Here is a 14,653-nt window from a genome sequence, read left to right as displayed (position 1 = left end):
AAACCATGTGCCGTGGGGCGGGGGCCCCGTGCAGGATGCCCTCCGTGCATCATCTTCTCTGTGGGCTCGCCGCCAATCCGGCGTTGCCGTCCGGGCTGGTCGACCGGCTGCTCGCGATGGCGGACGCCGAGATCGACCATCAGCTCGGCCGCCGTGCCGATCTCGGCCGGGCGCGGGCGGTGACGCTGGCCGGGCGGGACGAGGCGCTCGGGGTGTGGCTGGCGTACGAGGGCGGGCTCACCGCCGCCGACGTCGATCCCACGGTCCAGCCGCTCGTCGCCCTCGCCCTGCTCGACGAGGGCACCGGCGACCCCGAGTGGGCCCGCCTCCTCGCGGCGGACCCGGTGGTCCGGCACCGGGAGAAGCTGGCCGCCTGCCCCGGTCTGCCCCCGGACGTGGTGGAGACACTGGCCGCGGACCCGGACGTACGGGTCGTCGCGGAGCTGGCCCTGTGGACCGCGCCGGATACGGCCGCCCGGCTCGCGCGGCATCCCCACGCCGAGGTGCGCCGCGCGGTGGCCGTGAACGAGGCGACACCACCGGACACACTGGCCGCGCTCGTCGGCGGTGAGGGGCTGCCGCCCGCGCGGAGCTGCCTGGTCTGCGACCGGGACGAGCCGGCGTTCACGCACTCCCCGGACTGCTCCCGCCTCGACTGCGATCTGCGGCCCGGCGCCTCCTGCGACGGCTCCCACGAATCCACCGCGCTCGACACGCTCTGGGCCGCCCTCAAGAACCCCGCCACACCGGCGGAGGCGGTCGCGGGCTTCGCCGACCACCCCTCGACGGTCCTCCGCTGGGCGCTCGCGGCCCGCCCCGGTCTGCCCCCGGAGACGTACGCGCGGCTCGCCGCGGACCCCACACCCGGTGTCCGCGCCGACCTCGCGGAGAACCCCGCGATCGACGACCCCCTGATCCACACGCTGGCCGACGACACCTCCCCGGAGGTCCGGCGCGCGCTCGCGCACAACCCCCGGCTGCCGCTCGACGTGCTCGCCCGGCTGGCCGCCACCACCAGGATCGGCGGCACCCTCCTGCCGCGGATCGCCTCCGCCACGACCGCCGAGATCGAGGAACTGGCACGGTCGCCGCACGCCGTCGTCCGGATGCTGCTCGCCGAGCGGCGTGATCTGCCGGCCGGTGTCCGGGACGCGCTGGCCGACGATCCGGACGCGAAGGTGGCCAAGTCCATAGCGCCCCACCCCGGCCTCGCCGAAGCGCGGCTGCGGGCCATGGTCGATCGGTTCGGGGTCCAGGTCGTCGCCCGGGTGGCGGCCAATCCGGACGCCACCCCGGCACTGCTGGAGCAGCTGGCCCGGCACCGGCCCCCGGTGCGGAAGGCGTTCCGTGAGATCGCCCGGCACCCCCGGGCGACGGCCCCGGCGCTCCTGCCCTGCCTGACGGACGAGCGGGCCGCACCGCTCGCCGCCCGCCACCCGGCACTCCTGCCGGAGGTCGTCGGCGAGCTGCTCTCCGACCCCGCCGCCCCGGTGGCGGAAGCCGCGGCCGCCAACCCGTCCCTGCCACTCACCGTGATGGAGGAGCTCATCAGGAGGGCGACCGACGGCCGGGCCTCCGGCCTTCTGGACGGCCTCCCGGAGGGAAAGGGCGTGTGAGCCGTCAGGGCTCACGAGGTGCCGGGGTGACGGAGAATCCGGGACGTTCGCGGCTCCCGTGTCAGGGCGGCGCGAGGACGCGGAACCCGTGGCCCTCCGGGCCGGCCGGGCACGTCCACTGGACGTCACCCCGGCCGAGGACCGGGTCGAGGCCGGTGGCGCCGAGGGCGCGCGGCCGGGCCACCTCCGCCCGCCGTCTTGTCGTGACCGGGGTACGGCAGCAGGCCGAGACGGACGCGGTCCGGGACGGGGGCCGCGGCGCGCGTGCGGAGGAACTCCCAGTAGGGGCGGACTCCCCGCGGAGGGCGCAGGACGCCCTGATCGTCGGTCATCTCGTGCACGGCCCGGTCCGTCGCCCCACCCCGGAACCGGGCCATGGCCCGCGGATCCGCGCAGTCGACGACCACCATGGCGATCGGACCGGTGACCCGGTAGCCCTCGCGGGGCTCCAGCACACTGATGCGTAGGGTTCTTCGGCGCCGTCCTGCCTTCGGGGACGGGAACGACGTCGACCGTGACCGGGTGCGGCCGGACCGGGCCGCCGGCGGGCCCGACACAGGTGGTCACGCCGGGGCTGTAGCGGGTGATCGCGGTGCGGTGGGCGCACGATGGCAGGGCCTCACCCTGACTCGGCATCGGCTGCTCACCAGCGGTCCGCGTCGGCGAGCCGCGGAACCAGCTCCGTGTCGGTGCGAGACGTCGACGCCGTGGGCCGGAATCGTGAGGGCGGATGACCGCTTCTGGTCGTGGGGTCGGGGATTCGCACGGATCGGCGTACGCAGCGGTGTTGCCGCCCCACGCCCCTCCACCCCGCCTTCAGTCGTAGTTCATGCTCATCCGAGCCCGAACCAGCCGATCACGCTCGGAACGCCGAAGGCTGGGGCCGCCGCACTGGTCGGTGAGGGTTTTCAACGGTGCCGCTCCAGAGTGAGGACGGCCTTGGCGATTGACGTCATGCGGTTCGGGCTGCAGCGGGCGCGACGGAAGATTCGCCAGGATTTCAGGCGGGCGACTGCTCGTTCGACGGGTACGCGAGCGGCGGACAAGGCCGGGTTGACCGTCTGCTCGGTCGTGGTGAGTTCACCTTGGGGCGGCCGGCGCTTGGGGGTGGTGACCCACTTGCCCGCGCCGATGTAGGCCATGTCGGCGAGGACGGGGACTCCCTGACGTTCACAGATCCTGATGATCTTGTGGGTGCGGGCGGCGGTCAAGTCATGCGTTCGACCCGGCAGGGCGGGTGAGAGCCACAGCGTGCGACCGGCCGGATCTGCGATGACCCGCACGTTCACGCCGTGCCGTTTGTGCTTCGTCGAATAGTCCGCGCGCCCGTCGCCGACCCGGTCGCACTCGGCGAGCGTGCCGTCCACGAGAACGTAGTCGGGGTCGGTCTCGCGCAGAACCTTCAGCAGGCCGGGTGCCATGTCGGCGAGATGCTCGACGACGGTGGTGACGTACGTGTGGGCGGTGCCGACGGCGATGCGGAAACCTGCGGCGAGTTGAGCCAGCGGGTCGTGCCGGCGCAGGTATGCCAGAGCGATCACCGCACGCTCGGACGGCCGGAGTTTGCAGCGCCGGTCACCCTCACGGGTGACGATCAGCATCGTCACCCACTCCACGAGTGCGTGCGGCAGGTCGAGTGCGGCAGGATACGGGACCAACAGGGTTCCTGAGCTGGAGAGTTGAGACCTGGACACCTCTCTCAACGGCACGGGGACCCTGTCCGTTGCTCACGGTCCCGCCGTCACCCGTCCAGGGGCCACTCTGAAAACCCTCAGTGCCGCGGCACTGTTTGGAGTCACGGGAAGACGGCCATCTCCCACGAGGTGACGATCACACTCGCATCGTTCCCGTTCTGGGTGAGATCGGTTCGACGACGGACTCCTGTAGCTCCCGTCACTCCCGGACCGGCGCGGTCGGCCCTTGGCTGCGACAGGGAAGATTGCATAAACGTGCAACGAAGCGTATAGTCATGCTCTCCAGGAGGAGGGTTCCATGGCGGTACGTGTGGCGGTGGCCGGAGCGAGTGGTTACGCGGGCGGGGAAGTGCTGCGCCTGCTGCTCGCGCACCCCGAGGTCGAGATCGGCGCGCTGACCGGCAACTCCAACGCGGGCGGGCGGCTGGGCGGGCTGCAACCGCATCTGCTGCCGCTGGCCGACCGGGTGCTCCAGGAGACCACGGCCGAGGTACTGGCAGGCCACGAGGTCGTCTTTCTCGCGCTGCCGCACGGGCAGTCCGCCGCCGTGGCCGAGCAGCTCGGACCGGACGTGCTCGTCGTCGACATGGGCGCCGACTTCCGGCTGAAGGACCCGGCCGACTGGGAGCGGTTCTACGGCTCCCCGCACGCCGGGACCTGGCCCTACGGCCTCCCCGAACTGCCGGGTGCCCGCGCCGCGCTGGAGGGGTCCAAGCGCATCGCGGTACCCGGTTGCTACCCCACGGCCGTCACGCTGGCCCTGTTCCCGGCGTACGCGGCGGGCCTCGCCGAGAACGAGGCCGTGATCGTCGCCGCCTCCGGCACCTCCGGCGCGGGCAAGGCGGCCAAACCGCATCTGCTGGGCTCCGAGGTCATGGGCTCCATGTCCCCGTACGGCGTCGGCGGCGGCCACCGGCACACGCCCGAGATGATGCAGAACCTCGGCGGCGTCGCGGGCGAGCCGGTCTCCGTGTCCTTCACCCCGACCCTCGCGCCCATGCCCCGGGGCATCCTCGCCACGTGCAGCGCCAAGGCGAGGCCCGGTGTCACCGCCGAGTCCGTGCGCGCCGCGTACGAGAAGGCCTTCGCCGACGAGCCGTTCGTCCACCTGCTGCCCGAGGGGCGGTGGCCGGCGACGGCGTCCGTCTACGGTTCCAACGCCGTTCAGACGCAGGTCGCGTACGACGAGGCCGCGGGCAGGATCATCGCGATCAGCGCCATCGACAACCTCACCAAGGGCACCGCCGGTGGCGCCCTCCAGAGCATGAACATCGCCCTCGGACTCCACGAGACGACGGGGCTTTCCACGATCGGAGTCGCACCGTGAGCGTGACGGCAGCCAAGGGATTCACGGCGGCGGGCATCGCCGCCGGAATCAAGGAGAACGGCAACCCGGACCTGGCCCTCGTGGTCAACACCGGGCCCCGCCTCGCCGCCGCGGGCGTCTTCACCTCCAACCGCGTCAAAGCCGCCCCGGTCCTCTGGTCCGAGCAGGTGCTGAAGGGCGGCCGGGTCTCCGCCGTCGTCCTCAACTCCGGTGGCGCCAACGCCTGTACGGGCCCCAAGGGCTTCCAGGACACCCACGCGACCGCCGAGAAGGCCGCCGAGGTCCTCGACGGCCACAGCGCCGGCGAGATCGCCGTCGCCTCCACCGGCCTCATCGGCGTACTCCTCCCCATGGACAAGCTGCTCCCGGGCGTCGAGACCGTCGCCGCGCAGCTCTCCGAGCACGGCGGCGAGAAGGCCGCCATCGCCATCAAGACCACCGACACCGTGCACAAGACGTCCGTCGTGACGAAGGACGGCTGGACGGTCGGCGGGATGGCGAAGGGCGCCGGCATGCTCGCGCCCGGCCTCGCCACCATGCTCGTCGTCCTCACCACCGACGCCGACCTGGAGAGCGACGCGCTCGACGAGGCCCTCCGGGCCGCCACGCGCACCACCTTCGACCGCGTCGACTCCGACGGCTGCATGTCCACCAACGACACCGTGCTGCTGCTCGCCTCCGGCGCGTCCCGAGTCACCCCGGGACACGAGGAGTTCGCCGAGGCCGTCCGCGCCGTCTGCGACGACCTCGGCCAGCAGCTCATCCGGGACGCCGAGGGCGCCAGCAAGGACATCAAGGTCGAGGTGATCAACGCCGCGACCGAGGACGACGCCGTCGAGGTGGGCCGCGCCATCGCCCGCAACAACCTCCTCAAGTGCGCCATCCACGGCGAGGACCCCAACTGGGGACGGGTGTTGTCCGCGATCGGCACCACCTCCGCCGCCTTCGAGGCGGACCGCCTCAACGTCGCCATCAACGGCGTCTGGGTCTGCAAGAACGGCGGTGTCGGCGAGGACCGCGACAAGGTCGACATGCGCTACCGCGAGGTGCGCATCGTCGCCGACCTCGCCGCCGGGTCCGAGACCGCCACGATCTGGACCAACGACCTCACCGCCGACTACGTCCACGAGAACAGCGCCTACTCCTCATGAGCACCACGCGGAAGCACACCGCTCTCCCCAAGGCCCAGATCCTCATCGAGGCGCTGCCCTGGCTGACCCGTCACAACGGCAGGACGGTCGTCATCAAGTTCGGCGGGAACGCCATGATCGACGAGGACCTGAAGGCCGCCTTCGCCCAGGACGTCGTCTTCCTGCGGCACGCCGGCCTCAATGTCGTCGTCGTGCACGGCGGCGGCCCGCAGATCAGCGCCGCCCTCGACAAGCACGGCATCGTCAGCGAGTTCAAGGCCGGTCTGCGCGTCACCACCGAGGACGCCATGGACGTCGTACGCATGGTGCTCGCCGGACAGGTGCAGCGCGAGCTGGTCGGGCTGCTCAACCAACACGGGCCGCTGGCCGTCGGGTTGACCGGCGAGGACGCGCACACCATCACCGCCACCAAGCACCGGCCCGAGATCGACGGCGAGTTGGTCGACATCGGGCGGGTGGGCGAGATCACCTCGATCGACACGGGCGCGATCGAGGCACTGCTCGCCGACGGCCGGATCCCGGTCGTCTCGTCGATCGCCCGTAGCCAGGACGACGGACATGTCTACAACGTCAATGCTGATACGGCGGCTGCGGCACTCGCTGCCGCGCTGGGCGCCGAGACTCTCATGGTCCTCACGGACGTCGAAGGTCTCTATGAGGACTGGCCGCACAGCGACGAGGTGATCAGCCGCCTCACCGCTTCCCAACTGGAGAAGCTGCTGCCGGAGTTGTCCTCCGGCATGGTGCCGAAGATGCAGGGCTGCCTGCACGCCGTGCGGGGCGGCGTGCAGACCGCCCGCGTCATCGACGGCCGGGTCCAGCACTCGATCCTGCTGGAGATCTTCACCGACGAGGGCATCGGCACGATGGTCGTGCCGGACGCCGAGCAAGAGGGGGACGCCGTATGACCACGAACACCGAGCTGACCCAGCGGTGGCAGGGCTCGCTGATGAACAACTACGGCACCCCGCAGCTCTCCCTGGTCCGCGGCGCCGGCACCAGGGTGTGGGACGCCGACGGCAAGGAGTACGTCGACTACGTCGGCGGCATCGCGGTCAACGCGCTCGGCCACGCCCACCCGGCGATCGTCGAGGCGGTCAGCACCCAGATCGCCTCCCTCGGCCATGTCTCCAACCTGTTCGTCGCCGAGCCGCCCGTCGCCCTCGCCGAACGGCTCCTGGAGCACTTCGGACGCGACGGCAAGGTCTTCTTCTGCAACTCGGGTGCCGAGGCCAACGAGGGCGCCTTCAAGATCGGCCGGCTCACCGGGCGGACCCATATGGTCGCCACCGAGGGCGGCTTCCACGGCCGGACCATGGGCGCGCTCGCCCTCACCGGCCAGCCCGGCAAGCAGACCGGCTTCCACCCGCTGCCCGGCGACGTCACGCACGTCCCGTACGGCGACGCGCAGGCCCTGGCCGCAGCGGTCACCGAGGAGACGGCCCTCGTCATCATCGAGCCCGTGCAGGGCGAGAAGGGTGTCGTGGTCCCGCCGCCCGGCTATCTGAAGGCCGCGCGGGCCATCACGGCCGCCACCGGCTCGCTGCTGGTCCTCGACGAGGTGCAGACCGGTGTCGGGCGGACCGGGCACTGGTTCGAGTACCAGGCGCACGAGGGCGTCCTGCCGGACGTCGTCACCCTCGCCAAGGGCCTCGGCGGCGGACTGCCGCTCGGCGCGACCGTCGCCTTCGGGCGCGCCGCCGACCTGCTCCAGCCCGGACAGCACGGCACGACCTTCGGCGGCAACCCGGTCGCCTGCGCCGCCGGACTCGCCGTCCTGGAGACCATCCGGGCGGAAGGGCTGCTGGAGAACGTCAAGCGGCAGAGCGAGAAGCTGCGCAGCGGAATCGAGTCCCTCGGCGACCCGATGATCGACCATGTCCGTGGCGCGGGCCTCCTGCTGGGTATCGTGCTCACCGAGCCCCTCGCGCCCCTGGCGCAACAGGCCGCTCAGGACGCCGGTTTCCTCGTGAACGCGCCCGCCCCCGATGTCGTACGGCTGATGCCCGCGCTCAATATCGGTGACGCGGAGGTGGACGCCCTCCTCCAGGCGCTGCCCGGCGTTCTCGCCGCGGCGCGGGCGGCGCACGCAGCAAACGGGGACGGACTAGCCGGGGAATGAGACGACGATGAGCCAGGCGCAGGAGCACGACCAGGCGGGGCCCGCGGTGCCGCAGACCCGTACCGCACGCCACCGGCGGATCGTGGACATCCTCAACCGGCAACCGGTGCGGTCGCAGAGCCAGTTGGCGAAGCTGCTGTCCGACGACGGGCTGAGCGTCACGCAGGCGACGCTCAGCCGGGATCTGGACGAGCTGAACGCGGTGAAGATCCGCAACACCGACGGCGACCTCATCTACGCGGTGCCGAGCGAGGGGGGTTTCCGGACCCCTCGGGCGCCGCTCGGGGAGTCGGCGAAGGAGGAGCGGATGCGGCGGCTCTCGGCGGAGCTGCTGATCTCCGCGGAGGCGTCGGCGAACCTGGTCGTGCTGCGGACCCCGCCCGGGGCGGCCCAGTTCCTGGCCTCGGCCATCGACCAGGCCGAACTGCACGACATCCTCGGCACGATCGCGGGCGACGACACGCTGCTGCTGATCAGCCGGGATCCGCTGGGCGGGCAGGCGTTGGCGGATCACCTGCTGCGGCTGGCCCAGAACGGGAACGGCCACTGAAGGGGTGGGTTTCGCGGGGAGGCCGCCTGCGGGTCCGTCGTGGCTGATCGCGCCCACGCGGCGGAGTCGCACATCGGCACGGCCCCGCGCCCCTGGAAAGACGGGCTGCGCCCGTCTTTCCTCCCTCAGCCCAGCCGCGCCGCCAGCCCTCCCGTGCAGCGGACCTCGTCGCCCGCGGTGATCAGGAGGGCCTCGGCGTCTTCCAGGGACTCCAGCCAGGCCAGGCCCTCGCGGGAGCCCATGGCGAAGGCGGCGGTGGCCCAGCAGTCCGCCCAGGTGAGGCTGGGGGCGACGACGGTCACCGAGACCAGGTCCGTCACGGCGGACTTGCCCGTGCGGGGGTCGACGATATGCGCGCCCCGCTCGGCCGTCCCGGACGTCGCGACGGCGAGGCGGTCGGCACCGGCGGCGGTGACGACGGCCGCCAGCCCACCGGGACGCAGCGGATCGGCCACCCCCACCCGCCAGGGCCGCTCCGGCCCCGGCACACCGCACAGCTGCACGTCACCGCCCCCGTTGACGCTCACCCCGACCACACCCGCCTCGACCAGCCGCAGGGCCGCCCGCTCGGTGGCCCACCCCTTCACCAGCCCGGTCGGATCGAAGCGGCCCTCGTACGTCGCGCTGAACCAGCCCCGGCTCAACCGCTCGGCCTCGGCGCACAGTTCGAGCACCTCGCCGACCTCGGGACCGCACTCCTCGATCGTCACCTCGCCCCGGGCGAGCCGTGAGATCCGGCTGTTCTCGCGGTAGGTGCTGAACACCTCGTCCACGGCGTGCAGCCCGGCCACCGCCTCCTCCAGCGCGGCCCTGACGACCGTGGGCTCGCCTCCCCGGATGTCGAACGAGAAGACGGTGCCCATGACCTCCTCGGCGTGCCGCAACTGGGCGGGCGCGGCGGCCCCGACGGGTTCTGCCACCGGATCAGCCGGCCTGGTCCAGGGCGGACTGGAGGGACTGCTTGTAACCACCGCTGGTGTATGTGGCGCCCGAGACAGCATCGATGTCAGCGCTCCCTGCCGAGACGGCGTTCTCGTTGAGCTTCGGGATGGCGGTGCTGCTGATCTGCGTCGAACGGCCGCCGCTGGGCTGCTGCAGCGCCTCCGCGTTGGTGATCTTGCCGTCGGTGACCGTGACCCGGACCTGGACCGGGCCGTAGTCGGTCTGGATGGCGGAGCCGGTGAGCACCTGGGTGCCCGTCGACTGCCCGGCCCCGGAGTCCGCGGCCTCCCCGCCGTCCTCGGCGCCGCCGCCCGCGTCCTGCGAGCCGCCCGCCTCGACCTCGGTGCCCGAGGCGTCCCCGCTGCCGGCCTGGTCAAGCGCGGACTGGAGGGACTCCTTGTAACCGGCGCTGGTATAGGTCGCGCCGGACACCGCGTCGATCTCGGCGCTGCCCGCCGCCACGGCCGCCTGGTTGAGCTTCGGCACCGAGTCGGAGGTGATCTGGGTGGAACGGCCGCCGCTCGGCGCCCGCACGGCCTCGGCGTTGGTGATCTTGCCGCCGCTGACCGTGATCCGGACCTGCACCGGCCCGTAGTCGGTCTGCACCGCCGTACCCGTGAGGACCTGCGCGCCCGCGCCCTGGCCGCCGCTGCCGGCCTGGTCCAGGGCGGACTGGAGGGACTCCTTGTAACCGGCGCTGGTGTAGGTCGCGCCCGAGACCGCGTCGATCTCGGCGGTGCCGGCCGCCACGGCCGCCTGGTTGAGCTTCGGGATGGCGTCGGAGCTGATCTGGGTGGACCGGCCGCCGGTGGGCTGCTGCACGGTCTCGGCCTTGGTGATCTTGCCGCCGTCGACGGTGATCCGGACCTGGACGGGGCCGTAGTCGGTCTCGACGGCGGTACCCGTCAGGGTCTGCGCGCCGGCCGCCACCCCGCCCTGTGCCGAGGGTGCGCCCCCGGCCGCTCCGGCCTGTACCGACCCGGCGTCCGAGGCCGGCTTCAGCGACAGCAACAGCACGATGCCGGACACGGTGGCGGCGGTGGCGAGCAGCGTCCGCCGGATGGGGTGGCTCTTCTTCATCGCTCCTTCAGCTCCTGAGGTGTGAGGTCTCGCGGGGGAGACCCGTGGGGCGAACCCAGGGGAAACCCATGCCAGAAGTCGGGGTGGGAGGTCGTGGAGACCTACGGCTGGGACGGTCGGTCGGGTGGAACCGGAGTCCGGGTCGGGTGGGACCGGTGCGGTGCGAGGCGGTCCCGTCGCTCACATCTCGAACGACTCGTGGTGGATACGGCGGGTCGGGACGCCCGCGCCGCGCAAGGCCTCGTACACGCCCTGGGCGAAGCCGGGCGGCCCGCACAGGAAGACGTCGTGGCTCTCGATGTCCGGGATCTTGCGGCGCAGGGAGTCCGGCGAGATGTCGGGGCGTTCGCCCTCCGGGCTGTTCACCGCGTACATCAGCCGGGCCCCGCGCTCCTCGGCGATCAGCGCCAGCTCGTCCCACAGGGCCAGGTCCTGGGTGGTGTTGGCCCGGTAGAGCAGGGTCAGGTCACCGGCCGCGCCGGGCAGCGTCTCGAACAGGGCTCTCATCGGCGTGATGCCCACGCCACCGGCCACCAGCAGCACCTTGCCCCGGCTGCGCTTGCCCGCGGTCAGCGCCCCGTACGGGCCCTCGGCCCACACCCGGGTGCCGGGCTCCAGATCGCGCAGGGCGGTGCTGTGGTCGCCGATCGCCTTGACCGTGATGCGCAGCATGTTGGGGCGGGGCGCCGCCGACAGCGAGTACGGGTGCGAGCTGAACCGCATGCCCGGCGCCAGGAACCGCCAGCGGAAGAACTGCCCGGCCTCCGCGCCCATCCGGTGCAGCTTGCGCCCGCTCATCAGCACCGAGACGATGCCGGGCGACTCCTCGATGACCGCCTCGACCCGCAGCCGGTGCTTCATGTTCAGCTTGATCGGGCAGATGATCCGGTACCAGACCACCAGCGCGGTCACCACCCCGTACAGCCCGTACCAGGCGGTCTTCGCGGCGGGCGTGGCGGCGAACTCGTTGCCGGTGGTGATCTGGTGCCAGAACGTCAGGAACGTGGCCGCGTACGTCAGCAGGTGCGTGTGGTACCAGAGGTCGTACGGGATCCGCTTGCGCACCGGGCCGATGGAGATCAGCCCGATGAACACCAGCAGACCGGTGCCGATGGCGGCCTTGCCCATGTCCGGCAGCTGGTTGATGGAGTCGATGGTCTGCTGGAGGATCGCGGTGTGGGTCAGGCCGGCCTGGAGGGCGTACCCGTACATCGTGAGGACGACGTGGGCGACGACCAGGCAGAGCGTGTAGCGGCCCGTCATGGCGTGCCAGCGGGCCACCCGGTCGGAGCCGACCCGGCGTTCCAGCGCGGGCACCCGGGCCATCTGGAGCACCACCAGGGCCATCAGGTATCCGCCGAGCAGACCCGTGATCCGCCCGGCGTTGACCATCTTGCTGCCCTGGTCCGCGATGGAGGGGGTGTTGTCCCACCACAGCCACACCACCGCCGCCGCGCCCGCCCAGAAGGCGATGAGCAACGGGACGGCGGGAGAGCGGCGAGGTCGGATGCGGCGCATCGTCTGGCGGCGCGCGGCGCGACCTCCGGCGATCGTGGACACGGTTCCTCCGTGGTGGGCTGGACCCTTGGCCCACACGTACGTGCTGGGAGTGCCGTGTGTTCAACGATGTGTACAACTGCCTTGCGGAACGCGTGATACCGGACGCCGTCCCCGACACCGGCCGCGCGTCCCGCTCCGGCGGACGCCGTCAGACCGCGGAGGGCGGCAGCGGCAGAGGCAGCCCCGGCAGCCCGTCCAGGCTGGTCGCGATGTGCTCCTTGGAGGCGAAGTAGGCGCTGAGCGAGTCGTCGTCCTCGCGCGCGAAGCGCCGGCCGTGCAGATCGCGGTCCTCCTCGTACGCCATGAACGGCACGGAGTAGCCGCAGCTGTCGCGGATGCGCTCCGCGCGGACCACGATGATCGCGCGCAGGCCGTGCGGGGCGGGGTCGATGTCGGGGAAGCGGGCGAGGAGTCCGGCGAACCGGGGGTCGTCGCGGAGGACGGCCTCGCCCGTGCCGTGCACCCGCACGATGTTCGGCGGGCCCTGGAAGGCGCACCACATCAGGGTGATCCGGCCGTTCTCGCGCAGATGCGCGATGGTCTCCGCGTTGGATCCGGCGAAGTCCAGGTAGGCGACGGTCAGTTCGTCGAGGATCACGAACGAGCCCTTGAGGCCCTTGGGGGAGAGGTTGACCGTGCCGTCGGCGGACAGGGGCGCGGTCGCGGTGAAGAAGAGGGGCTGCGCCTCGATGAACGTACGCAGGCGGCCGTCGATGCGCTCGTAAGTCTTTCCCATGTCCAACGATTATCGACGGAAACGCTTCGTCTGTCTAAGGATTTGGCCCGGCCCCGGGGAATTCCGTGGAAGGGGGCCCGGAAACGCGAATTCCGGGTGGACCCCTGACGGGATCCACCCGGAACGCGGGTCTTCCATGGCCGCCCCGGCCGGCGCGCGGGGCGGCCACGGCCCCTGTCACCCACTAGGGGCGCAGGAGGTCACTCCGGTCGCCGGTAGGGCTCGTGGACTACTGGTTGAGCTGGCAGGGCGCGAGCGCCTCCAGGCCCTCGGGCTTGGCGGCGGCGCGGCCGATGGAGGTCTCGATGCGGTTCAGCGTCGCGACGCGCTTGTCCTCCAGCGGGCCGAGGATGGCGTTGTCGATGAAGTTGGCGCCGCCCTGGCCGACGGTGTCGATGAGGCGCTGGTTGGCTTCGGCGATCTGGGTGTCGAGGAGGGCGAGGTTGCGGTCGACCTCGGCCTGTGCGGAGGCGGGGATGGCCGGGAGGCTGCCCTCGACGGCCGGGCAGGAGATGGTGCCCGGCGCACCGGCGTTGCCGGCGTCCGCGGCACCCTCGTCCGCGCCCGCACCCGTGTCGGCCGCGGTCTCTTCGCTGGCGCCCGCCGCACCGCCCTGGACGAGTTCGCAGGGGGCGAGGGCTTCGAGGCCTTCGGGCTTGGCGGCGGCGCGGCCGATGGAGGTCTCGATGCGGTTCAGCGTCGCGACGCGCTTGTCCTCCAGCGGGCCGAGGATGGCGTTGTCGATGAAGTTGGCGCCGCCCTGGCCGACGGTGTCGATGAGGCGCTGGTTGGCTTCGGCGATCTGGGTGTCGAGGAGGGCGAGGTTGCGGTCGACCTCGGCCTGTGCGGAGGCGGGGATGGCCGGGAGGCTGCCCTCGACGGCCGGGCAGGAGATGGTGCCCGGCGAGGCGGCGTTGCCGGCGTCCGCGGCACCCTCGTCCGCGCCCGCACCCGTGTCGGCCGCGGTCTCTTCGCTGGCGCCCGCCGCACCGCCCTGGACGAGTTCGCAGGGGGCGAGGGCTTCGAGGCCTTCGGGCTTGGCGGCGGCGCGGCCGATGGAGGTCTCGATGCGGTTCAGCGTCGCGACGCGCTTGTCCTCCAGCGGGCCGAGGATGGCGTTGTCGATGAAGTTGGCGCCGCCCTGGCCGACGGTGTCGATGAGGCGCTGGTTGGCTTCGGCGATCTGGGTGTCGAGGAGGGCGAGGTTGCGGTCGACCTCGGCCTGTGCGGAGGCGGGGATGGCCGGGAGGCTGCCCTCGACGGCCGGGCAGGAGATGGTGCCCGGCGAGGCGGCGTTGCCGGCGTCCGCGGCACCCTCGTCCGCGCCCGCACCCGTGTCGGCCGCGGTCTCTTCGCCGGCGCCCGCCGCACCGCCCTGGACGAGTTCGCAGGGGGCGAGGGCTTCGAGGCCTTCGGGCTTGGCGGCGGCGCGGCCGATGGAGGTCTCGATGCGGTTCAGCGTCGCGACGCGCTTGTCCTCCAGCGGGCCGAGGATGGCGTTGTCGATGAAGTTGGCGCCGCCCTGGCCGACGGTGTCGATGAGGCGCTGGTTGGCTTCGGCGATCTGGGTGTCGAGGAGGGCGAGGTTGCGGTCGACCTCGGCCTGTGCGGAGGCGGGGATGGCCGGGAGGCTGCCCTCGACGGCCGGGCAGGAGATGGTGCCCGGCGAGGCGGCCCCCGCGGCGTCCTGGTTGTTGTTGGCACCCTCACCGGCGAGGGCGGAACCCGCGATGACCGCTCCGGAGAGCACGACAGCGGCGGCGCCGCCGATGATCCCTACGCGACGCTTGTTGTACTTCGGAAGAGCCCTGGACATGCGGATGCCTCACTAGGGTCGGGTGTGGTCGTTGTTGACAAACGCGGCGCCTGCGTTCG

The 14,653-nt window shown here is 72.0% G+C and carries 12 protein-coding genes and 1 pseudogene; 6 read left to right on the top strand and 7 right to left on the bottom strand.

Annotated elements, in window-relative coordinates; genetic code table 11:
* Positions 1-44: 44 nt before the first annotated feature.
* A complete protein-coding gene (locus F9278_RS07425) occupies positions 45-1,616 on the top strand; it encodes a hypothetical protein (protein ID WP_152167565.1) in 1,572 nt (523 codons plus the stop codon).
* 61 nt (positions 1,617-1,677) lie between these two features.
* On the opposite strand, the pseudogene F9278_RS46925 reads toward F9278_RS07425, so the two are convergent.
* Both F9278_RS46925 and F9278_RS07415 read right to left on the bottom strand, forming a co-directional pair.
* Positions 1,678-2,195, bottom strand: a pseudogene (locus F9278_RS46925) (VOC family protein); the annotation flags it as partial.
* Positions 2,196-2,524: 329 nt separating this feature from the next.
* Complete coding sequence (locus tag F9278_RS07415; RefSeq protein WP_152167564.1) at positions 2,525-3,274, bottom strand: transposase family protein; 750 nt, start codon at positions 3,272-3,274, stop codon at positions 2,525-2,527.
* 334 nt (positions 3,275-3,608) lie between these two features.
* Between F9278_RS07415 and argC the strand changes: the two genes are divergently transcribed.
* Genes argC through F9278_RS07390 form a run of 5 tightly spaced genes read left to right on the top strand, consistent with a single transcriptional unit; the run spans position 3,609 to position 8,460 of the window.
* On the top strand, positions 3,609-4,637 hold the full coding sequence (gene argC / locus F9278_RS07410) for an N-acetyl-gamma-glutamyl-phosphate reductase (protein ID WP_152167563.1): 1,029 nt from the start codon (positions 3,609-3,611) through the stop codon (positions 4,635-4,637).
* On the top strand, positions 4,634-5,788 hold the full coding sequence (gene argJ / locus F9278_RS07405; protein ID WP_152167562.1) for a bifunctional glutamate N-acetyltransferase/amino-acid acetyltransferase ArgJ: 1,155 nt from the start codon (positions 4,634-4,636) through the stop codon (positions 5,786-5,788). The genes argC and argJ overlap by 4 nt, the downstream gene beginning before the upstream one ends.
* Positions 5,785-6,696: an acetylglutamate kinase gene (gene argB / locus F9278_RS07400; protein ID WP_152167561.1), complete on the top strand. Its 912-nt coding sequence runs from the start codon at positions 5,785-5,787 to the stop codon at positions 6,694-6,696. Before argJ ends, argB begins: the two co-directional genes overlap by 4 nt.
* Complete coding sequence (locus F9278_RS07395) at positions 6,693-7,910, top strand: acetylornithine transaminase (RefSeq protein ID WP_152167560.1); 1,218 nt, start codon at positions 6,693-6,695, stop codon at positions 7,908-7,910. The genes argB and F9278_RS07395 overlap by 4 nt, the downstream gene beginning before the upstream one ends.
* A gap of 7 nt (positions 7,911-7,917) precedes the next feature.
* Complete coding sequence (locus F9278_RS07390) at positions 7,918-8,460, top strand: arginine repressor (RefSeq protein ID WP_152167559.1); 543 nt, start codon at positions 7,918-7,920, stop codon at positions 8,458-8,460.
* Between the two features lie 125 nt (positions 8,461-8,585).
* Here F9278_RS07390 and F9278_RS07385 read toward each other — a convergent pair whose 3' ends face one another.
* From F9278_RS07385 to F9278_RS46920, 5 genes are all read right to left on the bottom strand, one after another.
* Complete coding sequence (locus tag F9278_RS07385; RefSeq protein ID WP_152167558.1) at positions 8,586-9,380, bottom strand: FAD:protein FMN transferase; 795 nt, start codon at positions 9,378-9,380, stop codon at positions 8,586-8,588.
* Between the two features lie 4 nt (positions 9,381-9,384).
* Entirely contained in the window at positions 9,385-10,482 is a 1,098-nt protein-coding gene (locus F9278_RS07380; RefSeq protein ID WP_152167557.1) for an FMN-binding protein, read from the bottom strand.
* Between the two features lie 180 nt (positions 10,483-10,662).
* On the bottom strand, positions 10,663-12,000 hold the full coding sequence (locus F9278_RS07375; protein WP_152173736.1) for a ferredoxin reductase family protein: 1,338 nt from the start codon (positions 11,998-12,000) through the stop codon (positions 10,663-10,665).
* Between the two features lie 190 nt (positions 12,001-12,190).
* Positions 12,191-12,778 (bottom strand): pyridoxamine 5'-phosphate oxidase family protein, encoded by a 588-nt coding sequence (locus F9278_RS07370; RefSeq protein WP_152167556.1) that lies wholly within the window; start codon positions 12,776-12,778, stop codon positions 12,191-12,193.
* A gap of 229 nt (positions 12,779-13,007) precedes the next feature.
* Positions 13,008-13,835 carry a hypothetical protein gene (locus tag F9278_RS46920; protein ID WP_450373511.1) on the bottom strand — a complete coding sequence of 276 codons (828 nt, stop codon included), beginning with the start codon at positions 13,833-13,835 and terminating at the stop codon, positions 13,008-13,010.
* Between the last annotated feature and the right edge of the window lie 818 nt (positions 13,836-14,653).

The sequence above is a fragment of the Streptomyces phaeolivaceus genome (assembly GCF_009184865.1).
Lineage (GTDB): Bacteria > Actinomycetota > Actinomycetes > Streptomycetales > Streptomycetaceae > Streptomyces > Streptomyces phaeolivaceus.
This window is presented reverse-complemented; position numbering and strand designations above follow the sequence as displayed.